This window comes from Pseudoalteromonas sp. RWi3, assembly GCF_054960735.1.
The window spans coordinates 219521-234618 of record NZ_JBHNYL010000001.1; the positions used below are offsets into that span (position 1 = coordinate 219521).

Here is a 15098-nt window from a genome sequence, read left to right on the forward strand (position 1 = left end):
CTTTGTTTTTCACGCCTCTGGTGTTAAAATACGAGAATATAACTCTTTTATTGAACCAACTGATGCCAATCTTATCAAAATATTCTAATGATGAAGTAGAACAAATCGTCGATCAGCTCATTGATGTGTTAACTGAGCACAATGCGCCGGTTGATTTAAGTCTTATGTGTTTAGGAAATTCTATCACGCATATATTAAAAGAGCATGTGCCAAAAGGGAAAAGACAAGCCGTTGCGGATAACTTTGCAAAAGCATTAGCGCAATCGGTTAAATAACATATATGAATTTATCGCAGCACAATCAGTTTTCGTCTAAAGCAAGCCAATTATTAAGCTGGGGCCATTGGTTTACCTTTGCTAATATTGGGTTAGTATTACTTATTAGCTTAAGTTACTTATTTGCTGACTCTGCGCCAACAACCACAATGGGCTATGTATATATGTTGGTAACATGGCTAAGCCATACTAGCTTTATCACCTTCATTGCGTTTGTGCTGACGATTTTTCCACTTAGTTTAGTTTTTCCTTACCCGCGACATATACGCGGTATGGCAGCAATACTGGCCACTTTTGGAGCATCGTTACTTACATTAGATGCCTATGTATATTTTAATTTAGGTTATCATTTAAGTAGCTCAGCATTACCTGAAATTGTTTCACTGTTGTGGCACACGTTAACCAGCTCTCCGGCACTAACTACACTACTTGCAGGTGGCATCGTAATGCTAATTCTTGCTTTTCAATTGTTGGCTAGTAATTATACTTGGCACCATTTAGCACGATTAAAGCAATATAAATTTGGCCGTTATGCAACATCTGTATTGGTTACTTGCTTTGCATTAAGCCACAGCATTCATATATGGGCTGACGCAAACTTAAAATTTGATATTACAAAGCAAGATAACGTTTTACCGTTGTCGTACCCAACAACAGCAAAAAGCTTACTCGCTAAAAATGATCTGCTTGATATAGAAAGCTATAAGCAAGCTCATAATGTAAAGCTGACTAACCAAAATATTAAATTCGCATTATCAAATCCACTCCCTCGTTGCGAATCAAATACACAAGCAAACATCGCTATTTTAGTATTTAGTGAAAATGACTTATTAGAGTCTTTTGCTAAGCAACATGGCGACCTTTTTCAAACTGAGCAATTTCTTCAACCAGTTAATCACCAAGATACTCTATTTAGCTTAGTGTATGGCTTACCTGCCTATTACAAGCCAGCATTATTTGAAGATAAAATTATGCCAGCTTGGACAAACAAACAGCGTAGCTTAAACGTAAGTGGGTTTGCTGAATTTGATTATATCAATGAAGAAAATAATTCAACACATGCTATACGTATTATCGACACAACAGTCACCGACCCTAGTACGCTAAGCTTAGCTGAAAATACTCGCATTTATGCGTTTAGCCTTGCTAAACACAATAATGACATCGTCACGACTTCTAGGCTTTACAGTACGGATAAAAAAATCACTCAGGTAGAAGGGTTAATTCAACCTAGTGATATTATTGCAACTAGTGTGGGAGAGTACTTAAATTGTGCGAAAGTCGCACAGCAGAGCATGTTGGGTGTAAATTTATATGATAAAAAAGATGATATTGGCGTCACCTATTCACAAGGTGTACTGATAGCTTACAAAAAAGATCGTATTACCTTAATTGATTCTGACGGGAATTATAAAAACGTCTCTGCAGCCCAAGGATTTTCGATAGAACAAGGCTTGGACATACCGTTTTTAGTGCAAAGCATCAAAAAATTAAAGGCATTCACTGATTAGCTTAATTAAAGTTAATTTAATATGATAAGCCGATTCACTTGTGATTTGGCTACAATAAGTTATATTTCATTATACTGTCATAGTGCAAGGAAGCCCTTATGAAAATAAATATTACTTTTTACCTACTTTGTTCACTCTCGTTCGCTTTTACTTCTTCACAAAGCGTTGCTGCTAAAACTGACTATTATAAATGTATTACTGATAGAGGTACGGTATTCAGTCAGTTTCCTTGTGGAACAAACGCTACTGAGCACAAAATTAAGCAAACTAACGTTGCCTTTTCTGATCCAAATTCCAATCATGTAAAAACACTTAATGAGCTCGAACGACAACAAATAGTTCGTAACCTTAATTCAACCATACGTAGTAAACAACATTCACTTGATATACTTTCTCGGGACAGAGATCGTGCTGAATTTAATCAGCAACAGCGTTTAAAGCGTATTTTAAGTGATAGTGAAACAAAAAGAATTACCAAAGATATAAAAAAACAACTTAAGGCAATTAATAAGCGTTACTTAAGAGATGTTAAAAAAGTAGAGAAGCAGATTGAAAAACTTGAAAAAAAGCTAAAACGATATAAATAATCTATTGGGTTTTACTTATATTTAGCATACTCTTAACAAGTATAGAGCAATAACTCTAAGGCCGTATTTTAGGAGTATCTCCCACATGCACGCACACACAATTGCTGAATTTATTCTAAAAGGCTTTAAAAAGCACTATCGGTTATTTCAAGAAATTACAGCGCAAGCACCTGTAGCGTTTGCTGAGCAAGATTGGCCGAAAATGCACAAAATTAGTCATTTAAGAATTAGTCATTATGATGACCGTGTAAATGAAACCATAATAAAACTTAAGAAAGCCTGCTTAGCTTTTAGTGATCAACTCGATGAAACTTTATGGCTTGCTAGCAAACAACATTACCAGCAATTCTTACAATTCCATCCTCAAGCAGAGCTCGCCGAGACGTTTTATAACTCAGTCTTTTGCCGATTGTTTCATCGACGTTATTTCAATAATAACTTCATATTTGTAGAAACGTCTTTAGCTGATGCACCAGCTTTGCCAATTGAAGCAGAATACCGAAGTTTCTTCCCGGTAATTGATGGCCTAAAACCCACGATTAAAAAAATTATTAGCCAATTCGATTTTAGAGCGGATTTTGAAAATTTAGAGCGCGATATACGACTACTTGTAAAAGCATTTTATAAACAAGCTCCCGATACTCATCACAGCGCATGGCAAATGCGCTTTGATATATTACAAACGCCATTTTATCGAAACAAAGCGGCCTATATTGTCGGTCGCGTTGTATCAAGCAGTGGCATTCAACCCTTTATCATTCCAGTTTTACATCATAAACAGCACGGCCTCTATTTAGACGCACTACTTACGAACTCTTCACAGATGCGAGTTATCTTTGGCTTTGCTCGGGCTTATTTTATGGTGGAAACCCATGCGCCTTCAGCACTTGTACGCTTTTTAAATCAGTTAATGCCAAATAAAACACTGGCTGAATTATACAACGCGATAGGTTTTCACAAGCAAGGTAAAACAGAGTTCTACCGAGAGTTTCTAACTCACTTAGAACGCTCTGATGATAACTTTATTATCGCCCCTGGTACGCCTGGCATGGTAATGATGGTATTTACCCTCCCTTCATTTGGCTATGTGTTTAAAGTAATTAAAGACAAGTTTGGTGAAAGTAAGCCATTTGGTAGAGACACTGTTTTAAAACGCTACCAATTAGTTAAAAGTCATGATCGGGTTGGCCGCATGGCTGATACCATAGAGTATTCGAACGTCGTATTTCCTTTATCACGTTTTGACGATAACTTACTCGCACAGCTTAAGAAAACCATCGGTGGTTCAATGGTCATTGATGGTGATTTGGTTGTTATTAAGCACTTATATATAGAACGTCGTATGACGCCGCTAAACTTATTTTTAGAATCAGCCACTGAAGATGAGGCCTTAACGGCTATCACTGAATATGGCCAAGCGCTCAAAGAAATGATTGCTGTTAACATTTTTCCCGGTGATATGCTGCTGAAAAACTTCGGTGTCAGTAACCATAAACGAATTATTTTTTACGATTATGATGAAGTACAATATTTAAGTGATATGAATTTTAGAGCCTTACCTAAAGCTAAAAGTTATGACGATTATTTAACAGATGAGCAAAGTTACTCTGTTGCACCACAAGATGTATTTCCTGAACAGCTTTGTACCTTTGTGATGCCAAACCCTCGTTATAAAGCTATTTTTACCCAGGCACATCCGGAGTTATTAGACGTAAATTATTGGCAACAAGCACAGAAGAATATTAAGAACGGTGTGGTTAGTCATATTTACCCTTATCCGAGCACTCAACGTTTTATCAAGCATTGGTAAACGCAAGGACACACAATGAACATCAGCAAGATAGATTTAAATTTACTCGTGTATTTAGACACTCTTTTACGTGAATGTAACGTTACGCGCGCAGCCAATCAGCTAAGTATTACTCAACCTGCAATGAGTAACGGCCTTAAACGTTTACGTAACTTATTCAACGATCCTATTTTAGTGCGTACCAGTGATGGTATGGTACCTACAGAGCGAGCTATTGAGCTACAACCCGTTATTCGCGGAGTTTTAATGACTCTAGAGGAAACCCTCGCCCCCAATAGAGAGTTTGAAGCAAGTCAAAGTAACCGTGTATTTAGAATAATGGCTAGTGACTATGCTGCAAGCACGCTCGCTCCTAGACTACTTAGTAAGTTACATGAAGAAGCCCCCGATACCACTTTGGATATACTTACTCCTAGTGATGTGACCTTTCATGATGTAGAAAATGGTAAAGTTGATATGGCTATTAATCGCTTTGAAAACTTACCGCAGTCTTTTCATCATAAAAGAATATGGAAAGACAGTTTTTGCTGTTTAGTAAAAGCAGATAACCCAATAATTGAAAACTTTAGCCTAGATAGCTATCTAAAAGCACGCCACATTTGGGTTAGTAAAACCGGGTTTGGTGTGGGTGTTGGTATGGATCCAAAAGATGTGCAAAAACTGGGGTGGGTTGATGAGGCTCTTGCACATTTTGGCAAACACAGAAATATAGCTACATTTACCCGTAACTATCACGTAGCTATCCACTTAGCCAAAGAGCAAAACTTAGTTGCCACATTACCTTCAAAGGCCGCAAACATATATATAGATGACCCAGGTTTAACAATCCTTGAAACCCCTTTTCCAATACCTCCTTTTGAACTAGATATGATATGGAGCCCATTACTTCATCGGGATGCTAGCCATATATGGCTAAGACAAAAAGTGGCTGAAGTAGCGCAGGAGTTGAAGTAAAACAATTACATAATAACTTGTAAAATTTTCTGGGTATGTTGGTAACAGCTTTCTTTAAAGAACTTAATTAAAGTTAAATGCATTTAAATTCATGACGTTATAGAATTAAAAATCTGGTATACGCATTGCTTTACCATAAGTGAATTCATTAAACTTAAAGAGGTCATTATTATGAATACCCATCAAGGACAAGAAGCGAATCATATCACTGACATTATCCAAGTAATGAACAGCGGGATAGACTTTTATGAAAAAGCACAAGATAAAGTCCAAAACCCTGCAGTTGGTGCACTTTTTCAACGCATGATAGATGCCCGTAAAGTAAGTGTTGAAAGCTTACAGCCTTATGCTATTAACCAACAAGGTGAACGTGAAGACGGCTCATCATTCGCTGTAGAAGCACGCCGTGCGTACACATCATTAATCACTAAATTTAGTTCTGACAACGATGAAACGTATGTAAAAGAGCTTGAAGAAGTTGAAGATAAAACCTTGGAAGAAATTAAAGCAGCCATGAAAAAGCCACAACCACACGATTGTGAAGCTGCACTATCAAAAGTTTTACTCACAATGCAAAGTTGCCATACTGAAATGAGCAGAATGAAAAAGCACTAAACACAGCTTAAATCCATAGCCCAGCCACGTGCTGGGCTTTTTTGTTTACAAAATTTATGCCTATGATTTTCATAACAAATAAAACCAAAAAATTAATGAAAATAATATATTTATTTAACCATGCAATTTTCTTCCTCTGCTAGTCTTGTAATTAGGTACCTAATAAACCGCTGTGGCGCCGCAGCTTTTTAATTTTTATGAGGTTCTAATATGAAAAAGAAACAAGAAATACAACAAAATAATGCAGATGTAGATATGACACCAATGCTCGACATTGTATTCATACTCTTAATCTTTTTTATTGTAACTACATCATTTATTAAACCTGTAGGAATTGAGTTACTAAGGCCTTTAGATAAACCAAGCATTAATAAACCCACTAAAAATGCATATTTCAGCATTGATCAAAACAATGCTATTTATTTTTCTAATAGGCAAATTGATCTTGAAAGTGTTGCAACTAATTTAGCTATGTTTGCAGCTAAATACTCAATTAAGTCAGTGCAAATATCTGCTAACGAAAATAGTCAGCACCAAACTCTAGTCTCTGTAATGAACAATATTAAAGAATACGATAACTATCCAATTAGTTTGGTTTCTAATTAAACTATCAAAAAAAGGGCCTCACGGCCCTTCAAAAGTTAAATAACGTAGGAGAAGTTATTTAGAAACGGTATTCGGCGCCTAAATAGTAATAAGCACCGTTAAAGCCAAATGGTGCAGAACGTCTTGAGTATTCAAACACACCTGTAGAACTAACAATTGTATTACCTGATGCGTCTACAATTGTGCCAGATCGTGAGTTACCAATAGTATTTTTGTCTGGGTAGACATCAAACAAATTGTTTGCACCAATGTTTAACGACAGATTATCAGTTACATAATAGTTTATTTTTACATCTGTCAGAACTTCTGCCCCATAAGTTTGACGGCCACCATCTTGCACTGTGTATTCACCATAGCGGTTCAGAGATAAGTTCACTGTCCAATCTTCAATGCGGTAAAGTGCGCTTAAATTAACCCTGTCTTGCGGTTGCCACTCTTCAATAATAGATGTTTCTTGCGCTGAAAATACGTCTTCTACTGGTATAGTTTCAAGACCACTTCCAGCTGGCGTGAATAAATCAACCACATCTGTTTCGGTAAAGTTAGCTGCTAACGTAAAATCAAGCGTGCCACCAAGGCCTTCTGTATTCCAAGTTGCAACAAAGTCTACGCCCTGTGTTTCAGTATCAGCACCATTTAAGAAAAACTGACCTGCTCCCGCTCCTGAGCTAACTAAAGCAGCATCAAGCGTTGATGATAAGCCTTTACCTAACCGATTACTGATCACAATACGATTATCGATATCAATCGAGTAGTAATCGATGGTGACATTAACATTATCTGTTGCGTTATAAACAATACCTAGGCTAAGGTTTTCTGACTTTTCTTCTTTAAGTTTTGGAATTCCGATGCTTTGAGCAAGCGTACTGTCATTTCTAAATGTACCTACTTCCTCTGCAATTAAGTCACCATTAGGGCCCACAACAAATTGCGTGCTGATATTATTGAAGTACAGCTGCTGCATAGAAGGTGCTCTAAAGCCTGTGCTAACAGCACCACGAAGTGAGACATCGTCCGTAACGGACCAATTTCCAGCAAGTTTAAAGTTTACTGTGTCACCAAATCCTTTATAGTTATCGTAACGCAGCGCACCAGAAATAATCACATCATCAATTAGATAAGTTTCTGCATCTACATAGAACGAAATAACATCGCGAGATTCATCCACAGACGAATCAGGAGAAGAACCACCAAAGCCTTGCGTTCCACCCGATGCATTTTCGCTACCAACACCCGCGCTCATGCCATCGTAAATATTAACGCCGTTATTAGTGTCATAATCACGGTATGCGTATTCACTGCCTTCAAGTATCCTGTATTCGTCAGTACGCAGCTCTGCCCCCATAGCTAATGAATAATCATCAAAATCTTTCGTGTAATCCAAGTTTAACGTTTGTAAGGAAAGCTCCATGCCATAAGCGTAAGCTTCACGTGGGATAGTCGCGCGAATATCATCAGCGCTCAAGCCTTGCTCATAACGAAGTAAATTAGCGTATGAGCCATTAATGGTATCACTGGTGGTGTAATCAATACTGTTTTCACCATACGTATATGAGAAATCAAGACTTGAGTCATTATCAAACTCTTTCTTAAAACCAAAGTTATATGAAATGTCATCTATAGTGGTGTTTATTTTGGGTAAAAAACCCATTGGAATTACCGCATCGCCATCTTGCAGGACCGGGTTGCCACCAGCGTTGGCATTATGGCGGAAGAACGCAGCAGACTCATTATCGCGTGTTGAATAAGTTACAAAACCATAAAGTTCACCACCAGCTAACTCATAACCTGAGTTTACAGTTAAGGCAAACTGTTGTGAGTCAGCGTCACCAATTCGAAAGGTATCACGAGGTGCTGTTAGCTCACGTGGATCTGAAGCGAGTAAAGTACCATCATCAAGCTCAGTACAACCATAAAACTGACAAGAGCCATGGAGGCCCGCACGATTCGTTGGTGCACGGTCGCGGTAATTAAACGTGGTGTTTAAATAACCTTCATCACCTAACGCAAAGCCTTTATTAAAATCGATATTAACGGTTTCGCCATCGCCTTCTGAGTACTGACCGTAATTAATTGCTGCTTTTCCGCCCTCTTCGGCATCTTTAAGCACAATATTGATTACACCTGCAATGGCATCAGAGCCATACTGTGCTGCTGCGCCGTCACGTAATACTTCAATGCGTTTAATTGATGCAGCAGGAATGGCATTCATGTCTGTTCCGGCAGTCCCGCGTCCTACAGATGTATTAATATGAATTATACTTGCTTGATGACGGCGCTTACCATTGATAAGCACCAGCGTTTGGTCTGGCCCTAAACCACGAAGCGTTGCTGGGCGCAGTGCATCTGTACCGTCACTGATTGATGAACTAGAAAAGTTAAATGAAGGTGCAATAGCTTGCAGCATCCTACCAACTTCTGTTTGACCTGTATTTTCAAGTGCTTCTGCACTTAAAATATCAACAGGAACAGGTAAATCTTCAACTGAACGACCCGCGACACGGCTACCTACAATAGCAATTTTTTCAATTTTTTCTTGTGCGGCTTGTTCTTGTGCATTAACACCTTGGCTATTGGTCGCCATTAAAAGTGGTAATACGGCAGCACTGACCCCTGAAAGCTTTTTCATGTTGTTATCATTCCTATTGATTTGATTGAGTTTTACGCTCAGTAAACCATTTTGATCAACAACCGCATCGAGTTCAGTATTTTGCAACATCGTATTAAGTGCATCCAACTGGGTGTAATAACCAAACACTGATTGAGCTTGATATTGCTTTGCTAATTCAAATGAAAAAACCACGGTTTGTTCAGTTTGCTTAGCAAATTCAATCAGTGCTAGGTCTGCTCGTTGCGCTTTAATATCAAATTGCACCATTTGTGATTCAACAGCATTGGCATGCACATTCAGGCTACATACTAAAGGTGCTAATGCTATAAACCCACAAAATGGATACGTTTGGTTACTACGCAACTTATACAAACAGTTGAGAACGAATAATCCCCTACAAAAATTTGATTTTTTCTTTATTATTTTTTTACTTTTATTTATCAGCATTGTTACTTTTCATGCTTTAAGTCAGAGTTTCAGCAGCTTGCAGAACGATATTAGCCTTGTGTTAGGCTAACAATATGCTCACCTAATCGCTCATGTTCTATCGCTAGATTTGCTTGAAGGCTATCTAATAAGCCTAATATATCTCCAGCTTTAAATACACCGGCTACTTTGAGCGACGCTAAAGCAGGATCTTTTAATTCAAACCGCGTGGCAGTGTAACGACTAACCTCTTGTAATGCTTCACTTAGTGGCTCACCATTAAAGATAAGCATACCTTGTTGCCATGCTAAATCTCGCTGCACATCATCTATGGATAATTGTTTAATTGGTTTAGTAATGCTTTCTTTTATAAGTGCTTTTTCGCCAGAAATAACAATACTCGCCTTAATATTTTTAACCTGTTGTGTTTCATTACTTGCAGTTTGTAACTCAATAAAGTCTTTTGCATTTACTTCAACTGTGGGATCCGTGATCATCACTTTGCCTTCAGTGACAACCAGTTCTATATCTGACGCTGCATTACGTTGTACGTTAAAAATGGTGCCAAGCGCAGTAAACGATTTATCTCCTGCCATTACAGAAAACGGCCTTGATGCATCTTTTGCAACATTAAAGCGCCCTTCACCTCGGCTTAAAATTAATTGTCTGCGTCCCTGAGTGTACGCAACCTCTAACAAACTATTGGTATTGAGCTGGACTATGGTGCTATCAGGTAAAACATAGGTTGCTTGTTCGCCAACCTTTGTACGATAAATTTTACTATATTTTGCTTGATCTTGAGATGCTTCAGGGTAGTAATTAATACCAGCAAACATAAATGTAGCTATCAGTAAAACAGCTATAACACTTGCTGCCATTGCATAATGTGCAGATCCAAAAGTAGATTTAGAGGGAACCTGTTTGTTTGGAAACAATGCGCTTAATTCATTTAAGACACTTAACTCATCCCATAACTTTGCCAGGTCAAAAACAGCGTCTTGATGCGCTTTGCTTTGTTTTACCCACGCATTAAATTGCTCTTTTTCGTGATCAGTCAAGCCACGATCCATCGCACTGATCCAACGACTTGCTTGTGATTGTATCAACTCTTTAGATGAAAATTGATGTACATTACTCATTTCCCCACCCTCCTGGTAGCGGTCACGTCTGGCTCAACAGAGTTCGAATCGTGCTCTTGCTGTTGCATATACTGCATAGATTTTAATAAACCTTTAGCAATATGCTTTTCAACGGTGCTTTCACTTAAGCACATTTGTTCAGCTATTTCTTTCTGACTCATACCGTATACTTTTTTTAGTATAAAACATTTTCTGACTGGCTGACTTAGTTGTTCTGTTGCACGGCAAAAAAGTAAAAATCGCTCTTTCGATGTTACTTCATCTTCAAGCTGCATTGATTTTAAATTTTGTTGATAATCATCTGATGTATCAAGCGAATCGCTGTGTTTATTGTCCCACTTTGCAACGTGATTTAGGGCCAAATTTTTCGCTGTTTTTAGCATATAACTATGCGTATATTTAATATCTTGCTTTAAATCGGCTTCATAACTTTTTACAAAGGTTTCTTGAACAATATCTTCGACATCATCAGGTAATACAATGCGTGAAACGAACCGTCTTATTTGTGCTGAAAGTTCCACAAATGTATTGGTTACTTTGCTCTGTGTCATCCTTAACAGACCTTTTATAATTATAGTTACGCTAAGACTACGAGTTTTAGCGCTAATTACAAGGCAAATTGTTAAATTATCGTTATTTTTGCTTACGTTTTCTTCATCAAATCTGTTTATGTCTCTGAGGCATCAAATAATCCTCTCATAAAGTCATAAAAAACCTCTGTTTTACGAGTGGTCAAACTATTTTGTGGCCTTAAAAACCAAACGGGTGAGTCATTATCTGCTAAGATTCCCGGTAACACCTCAAGTAGTGAACCCCTTTGCAATTCATCTTCGATAGCAAGTTTAGATTTAATAGCAATGCCGTGTCCCGCAATGGCTGCTTGAGTCATATTATCGGAGTTAGATATCGTAAAACGCGTTTTTGCATTAAAATTAACAGGCTTTCCATTGTCGTCTATTAATTTAAGTTGTCTTTGCCAAGGTAAACATACCCAAAAATGTGTTTGTAGTTGCTCAAAAGAGATTGGCATCCCGTATTTTTCAATATAGCTCGGAGCGACACATAATATCCGTTGGTTATTCACTATTTTACGCGATAGTAAAGCTGAATCTGTTAACTTACCGACTCTAATTGCAATATCTTGTGCTTCATCTACCACATTGACAAAGTTATCAGAAATAGAAAAATCTAACTGCAACTCTGGGTATTGCTGCTCAAATGCAATCAGCTTAGGCATTACAAACTTTGAGAACACCCAAGGTGGCATTGTTACTCTTAATAGACCACTTACCGATGAACCTCGTGCGCCAATGCTGTATTCAGCATCATGCAAAGCCTCAAGTATACTGCCTACTTTACGATAGAATATGTCACCTGCGGGCGATAATCTAATACGCCGACTATCCCTAAAAACTAATACTGTTGCTAGTTCTCGTTCAAGTTTTGCCAGTCTATGACTGACAGTGGCAGCTGAGAGCCCTTGCGCACTGGCAGCTGCTAATACGCCCTTATTTTCAACGATCGCTATAAACGTTTCGAGATCACTTACGCTATACATAAACATCCATCAATTATGTTTAATATTTTCGAATTTAGCTTTCACTAATACGGTCTTTATTTAGCTAATTCAAACACTATACTGGCTCAGACGTACTTTAATAGAGGGTTAAATCAATTTTTTCTCTATTTATCATTTACACTAATAAAAGGCATTAAGCTTTATGACTATCTTTAGAACGCTTACAAAACTAAGCTTATTTGTAGTGCTATTTAATCAATTATTTGTAGGGAATGTTATGGCAACTGAATCAAAAAAGAACAAACCAAAAGTCATCATTTTTGATGTAAATGAAACATTACTTGACTTAGACTCTATGCGCCACTCAATTGGTAAAGCTCTTGGCGGGCGAGATGATTTACTGCCACTTTGGTTTTCAACAATGTTGCATCACTCATTAGTCAGTACTGCGATTGGTGATTACCAAGATTTTGGTAAGATTGGTGTTGCTTCATTACTGATGGTTGCTCAAAACAATGATATTAAAATTAATGCGGAGCAAGCTAAAACCGCTATTGTTACCCCACTATTGAGCTTACCTGCTCATGCTGATGTTAAAGCGAGTTTGCAAGCACTAAAAGATAAAGGCTATAAATTGGTCAGCCTGACTAACTCATCAAACGAAGGCGTAAAAGCCCAATTTGAAAGTTCAGGACTCACGGATTACTTTGAAGCCAGATACAGCATTGAAGATATAAAAATATATAAACCAGATCTACGTGCTTATGAGTGGGCACTCAAGCAGCTAAATATAAAAGCTGAGGATGCTTTAATGGTTGCAGCACATGGCTGGGATGTTGCAGGGGCAAAAGAAGCCGGTTTACAAACAGCATTTATAGCTCGACCAGGTAAAGCACTTTACCCGCTCGCACAAGAACCTGATTACAATGTGGAAGATTTAACGCAGCTAGTAGGTCTGCTCAAGTAACTATATAGTGACAAACCAAGGGTTGAACTTTATTACAGGTTCCCCTTATTTAATACCTCTGATAAAAAATCTCGACATAACATCAATTAATTGTTCTAACCGAGCTTCATCAAGTGCTGGACGCCACATAATTACCTGCTCCCAATAGCCTAAATCCTTTAAACCGCCATAGAAAATTGAAGCCGCTATATCTGCTGGTACATCATTCAATATCCCCGCTTGATGAGCTTGCTCAAACCAAGTCAGCAAACCTTTTTCACAGTCTAAAAATTGTTCTTCTAATCGCGCTGCTTGATCTTTATCACGCATTGATTCGATAATAACAATTCGTGAGAGTGTTAAATAATTCTCGTCACTCCCGAGCGACAGGCATACGCGCGCTAATTCTTTTAATTGCTTATCAACACTTACATTTGGTTGATATGGATACTTGTGTAATTGTGAAAATCGCTCTAATAAGAGTGCCACAACATCATCAAACAAAGCATTTTTATTAGGGTAATGTTTATATAATGTGCGTTTAGAAACGTTCGCACGCTTAGCAATCGCTTCCATTGTAGTACCTAACAAGCCGTAATGTGCAAACTCTTGAATTGCTGCGCAGAGTACATCATTTTGTTTACTATTACCTGATTCCATATCGCCCCCAATATTGATCAATTTAATTTTCTTGGACCATTTCACACTGAATAGTGAAAAAAGTAAACGCAAGTGTATACCTATTTTGAATTTGGGTATACACTTGCGTTTACTGAGTTTAAATATCAATCATTATTATTGGGTAATATCTCACTTTAAGCCATACTCAATTAACTCAGACTTGCTTTAACTTTATACTTTTACAATCGGATCTGTGGAGTAACCATGCGTCAGTCTTTCGTACCATCGAAGTTGTCATTATTTTTTATCACTACCGCTTCATTCTTAATTCAAGGGTGCAGTGAAGCCCCTAATCCACAGCAACAAGAAGCAATGCCTCCGGCTGCTGTTTCAACAATTAAGGCAACAACTGAAAATGCCCCTTTTACAATAGAATTACCTGCTACACTTTCTGGGTCTAAAGAAGTTGAAGTAAGAGCCCGTGTAACGGGGATCTTAGAGTCACGCAATTTTGACGAAGGGCAAACAGTAAAAAAAGAGCAATCTTTGTTTACTATTAACCTAGAACCTTATCAACTAGCCGTTGAGAGTGCTCAAGCTGCGTTTGATGGCGCTAATGCCTCGCTTATCCAAGCGCAGCGAGATGTAAAACGCTTAGGTAAACTTCGTGCTGATAAATCAGTATCACAACGTGACTTTGATAATGCGGGCTCTGCACAAGATATTGCTAAAACTAACCTAGCTGCAGCAAAGGTAGCTTTAAAAGAAGCGAAATTAAACCTTGAATACGCTCAAGTAAAAGCCCCCGTTGCAGGCATTATGGGACGAGAATTTGTCTCAGAGGGTACGTATGTTGCAGGACCTGATTTGCTGTTAACTCAAATTACTCAACTTGATCCCATTCGGTTACGTTTTGGTATTTCTGAACGCGAACAATTAAAAATGCGCCAAGATGTTGAAAAAGGTTCCCTTACATTGCCTAAAGATGGTCACTGGCAAACCAGCATTACATTACAAGATGGCTCGCGTTATGAGCAAACCGGCGCAGTGAACTTCTCTGATGTACGCATAAACCCAAATACTGGCACGAGCGAATTGCAAGCCATCATACCCAACCCTGATTTTAAATTACGTCCGGGCCAATTTGTTCGGGTTACATTACAAGGCGCTGTGCGTAAAAGTGCTTTTGTTATTCCACAACGAGCCGTACTTGATAATGGCACAGGCAAATTTGTTTACCTTGTCGCTAAAAATGAACAAGGCGGCACAATTGCTCGCCCTGCTCCCGTTAAAGTCGGTGAATGGATCCAAAAGCCAGAAAACGAAGGTGATAAAAACTTTTGGCTCATAAAGTCAGGACTTAATGAAGGTGATGAAGTAATCATTGACGGCATGGCGAAAATTTTCTTCCCAGGAATGCCTGTCGCAGTTAATAACAAACCTCACAGCGATAACGCTGAATAAGCACAGGGAGTCTT

General features: G+C 38.2%; 14 protein-coding genes. 9 read left to right on the forward strand and 5 right to left on the reverse strand.

Features of this window, described 5'->3' with window-relative positions:
• Positions 1–62: 62 nt before the first annotated feature.
• The 7 genes from ACFI4Z_RS00945 (at position 63) to ACFI4Z_RS00975 (ending at position 6358) form a co-directional block, all read left to right on the forward strand.
• Entirely contained in the window at positions 63–275 is a 213-nt protein-coding gene (locus tag ACFI4Z_RS00945) for a YejL family protein (RefSeq protein ID WP_099294204.1), read from the forward strand.
• A 5-nt stretch (positions 276–280) separates the two neighbouring features.
• Complete coding sequence (locus ACFI4Z_RS00950) at positions 281–1786, forward strand: DUF3413 domain-containing protein (protein WP_462668954.1); 1506 nt, start codon at positions 281–283, stop codon at positions 1784–1786.
• A gap of 98 nt (positions 1787–1884) precedes the next feature.
• Complete coding sequence (locus tag ACFI4Z_RS00955; RefSeq protein ID WP_462668955.1) at positions 1885–2373, forward strand: DUF4124 domain-containing protein; 489 nt, start codon at positions 1885–1887, stop codon at positions 2371–2373.
• 85 nt (positions 2374–2458) lie between these two features.
• Positions 2459–4183, forward strand: coding sequence for a bifunctional isocitrate dehydrogenase kinase/phosphatase (gene aceK / locus ACFI4Z_RS00960; RefSeq protein ID WP_462668956.1), 1725 nt, complete (start codon positions 2459–2461; stop codon positions 4181–4183).
• Between the two features lie 15 nt (positions 4184–4198).
• On the forward strand, positions 4199–5137 hold the full coding sequence (locus tag ACFI4Z_RS00965; RefSeq protein WP_462668957.1) for a LysR family transcriptional regulator: 939 nt from the start codon (positions 4199–4201) through the stop codon (positions 5135–5137).
• 171 nt (positions 5138–5308) lie between these two features.
• The gene (locus ACFI4Z_RS00970) at positions 5309–5752 is read left to right on the forward strand and encodes a ferritin-like domain-containing protein (protein ID WP_394191669.1); all 444 of its coding nucleotides are present in this window, start codon (positions 5309–5311) and stop codon (positions 5750–5752) included.
• A 210-nt stretch (positions 5753–5962) separates the two neighbouring features.
• Complete coding sequence (locus ACFI4Z_RS00975) at positions 5963–6358, forward strand: ExbD/TolR family protein (protein WP_462668958.1); 396 nt, start codon at positions 5963–5965, stop codon at positions 6356–6358.
• A gap of 58 nt (positions 6359–6416) precedes the next feature.
• Here the strand turns inward: ACFI4Z_RS00975 and ACFI4Z_RS00980 are convergent, their stop codons facing one another.
• The 4 genes from ACFI4Z_RS00980 to ACFI4Z_RS00995 all read right to left on the reverse strand — a co-directional run bounded on the left by ACFI4Z_RS00980 (position 6417) and on the right by ACFI4Z_RS00995 (position 12092).
• The gene (locus tag ACFI4Z_RS00980) at positions 6417–9416 is read right to left on the reverse strand and encodes a TonB-dependent receptor plug domain-containing protein (RefSeq protein WP_462668959.1); all 3000 of its coding nucleotides are present in this window, start codon (positions 9414–9416) and stop codon (positions 6417–6419) included.
• 50 nt (positions 9417–9466) lie between these two features.
• Positions 9467–10534: a FecR family protein gene (locus tag ACFI4Z_RS00985; RefSeq protein ID WP_462668960.1), complete on the reverse strand. Its 1068-nt coding sequence runs from the start codon at positions 10532–10534 to the stop codon at positions 9467–9469.
• Positions 10531–11085: an RNA polymerase sigma factor gene (locus ACFI4Z_RS00990; protein ID WP_394191272.1), complete on the reverse strand. Its 555-nt coding sequence runs from the start codon at positions 11083–11085 to the stop codon at positions 10531–10533. The genes ACFI4Z_RS00985 and ACFI4Z_RS00990 overlap by 4 nt, the downstream gene beginning before the upstream one ends.
• A gap of 116 nt (positions 11086–11201) precedes the next feature.
• Positions 11202–12092 (reverse strand): LysR family transcriptional regulator, encoded by an 891-nt coding sequence (locus ACFI4Z_RS00995; protein WP_462668961.1) that lies wholly within the window; start codon positions 12090–12092, stop codon positions 11202–11204.
• Between the two features lie 238 nt (positions 12093–12330).
• Here ACFI4Z_RS00995 and ACFI4Z_RS01000 point away from each other — a divergent pair, with 238 nt between their 5' ends.
• Positions 12331–13020 (forward strand): haloacid dehalogenase type II, encoded by a 690-nt coding sequence (locus tag ACFI4Z_RS01000; protein ID WP_462668962.1) that lies wholly within the window; start codon positions 12331–12333, stop codon positions 13018–13020.
• 45 nt (positions 13021–13065) lie between these two features.
• On the opposite strand, the gene ACFI4Z_RS01005 is transcribed toward ACFI4Z_RS01000, so the two are convergent.
• Positions 13066–13659 (reverse strand): TetR/AcrR family transcriptional regulator, encoded by a 594-nt coding sequence (locus tag ACFI4Z_RS01005; RefSeq protein WP_462668963.1) that lies wholly within the window; start codon positions 13657–13659, stop codon positions 13066–13068.
• 225 nt (positions 13660–13884) lie between these two features.
• Between ACFI4Z_RS01005 and ACFI4Z_RS01010 the strand changes: the two genes are divergently transcribed.
• Entirely contained in the window at positions 13885–15084 is a 1200-nt protein-coding gene (locus ACFI4Z_RS01010) for an efflux RND transporter periplasmic adaptor subunit (protein ID WP_462668964.1), read from the forward strand.
• Positions 15085–15098 lie beyond the last annotated feature (14 nt).

Coding starts and splice junctions, on each gene's coding strand:
- ACFI4Z_RS00945 (WP_099294204.1), top strand. CDS start 63: ATGCCAATCTTATCAAAATATTCTAATGATGAAGTAGAACAAATCGTC.
- ACFI4Z_RS00950 (WP_462668954.1), top strand. CDS start 281: ATGAATTTATCGCAGCACAATCAGTTTTCGTCTAAAGCAAGCCAATTA.
- ACFI4Z_RS00955 (WP_462668955.1), top strand. CDS start 1,885: ATGAAAATAAATATTACTTTTTACCTACTTTGTTCACTCTCGTTCGCT.
- aceK (WP_462668956.1), top strand. CDS start 2,459: ATGCACGCACACACAATTGCTGAATTTATTCTAAAAGGCTTTAAAAAG.
- ACFI4Z_RS00965 (WP_462668957.1), top strand. CDS start 4,199: ATGAACATCAGCAAGATAGATTTAAATTTACTCGTGTATTTAGACACT.
- ACFI4Z_RS00970 (WP_394191669.1), top strand. CDS start 5,309: ATGAATACCCATCAAGGACAAGAAGCGAATCATATCACTGACATTATC.
- ACFI4Z_RS00975 (WP_462668958.1), top strand. CDS start 5,963: ATGAAAAAGAAACAAGAAATACAACAAAATAATGCAGATGTAGATATG.
- ACFI4Z_RS00980 (WP_462668959.1), bottom strand. CDS start 9,416: ATGCTGATAAATAAAAGTAAAAAAATAATAAAGAAAAAATCAAATTTT.
- ACFI4Z_RS00985 (WP_462668960.1), bottom strand. CDS start 10,534: ATGAGTAATGTACATCAATTTTCATCTAAAGAGTTGATACAATCACAA.
- ACFI4Z_RS00990 (WP_394191272.1), bottom strand. CDS start 11,085: ATGACACAGAGCAAAGTAACCAATACATTTGTGGAACTTTCAGCACAA.
- ACFI4Z_RS00995 (WP_462668961.1), bottom strand. CDS start 12,092: ATGTATAGCGTAAGTGATCTCGAAACGTTTATAGCGATCGTTGAAAAT.
- ACFI4Z_RS01000 (WP_462668962.1), top strand. CDS start 12,331: ATGGCAACTGAATCAAAAAAGAACAAACCAAAAGTCATCATTTTTGAT.
- ACFI4Z_RS01005 (WP_462668963.1), bottom strand. CDS start 13,659: ATGGAATCAGGTAATAGTAAACAAAATGATGTACTCTGCGCAGCAATT.
- ACFI4Z_RS01010 (WP_462668964.1), top strand. CDS start 13,885: ATGCGTCAGTCTTTCGTACCATCGAAGTTGTCATTATTTTTTATCACT.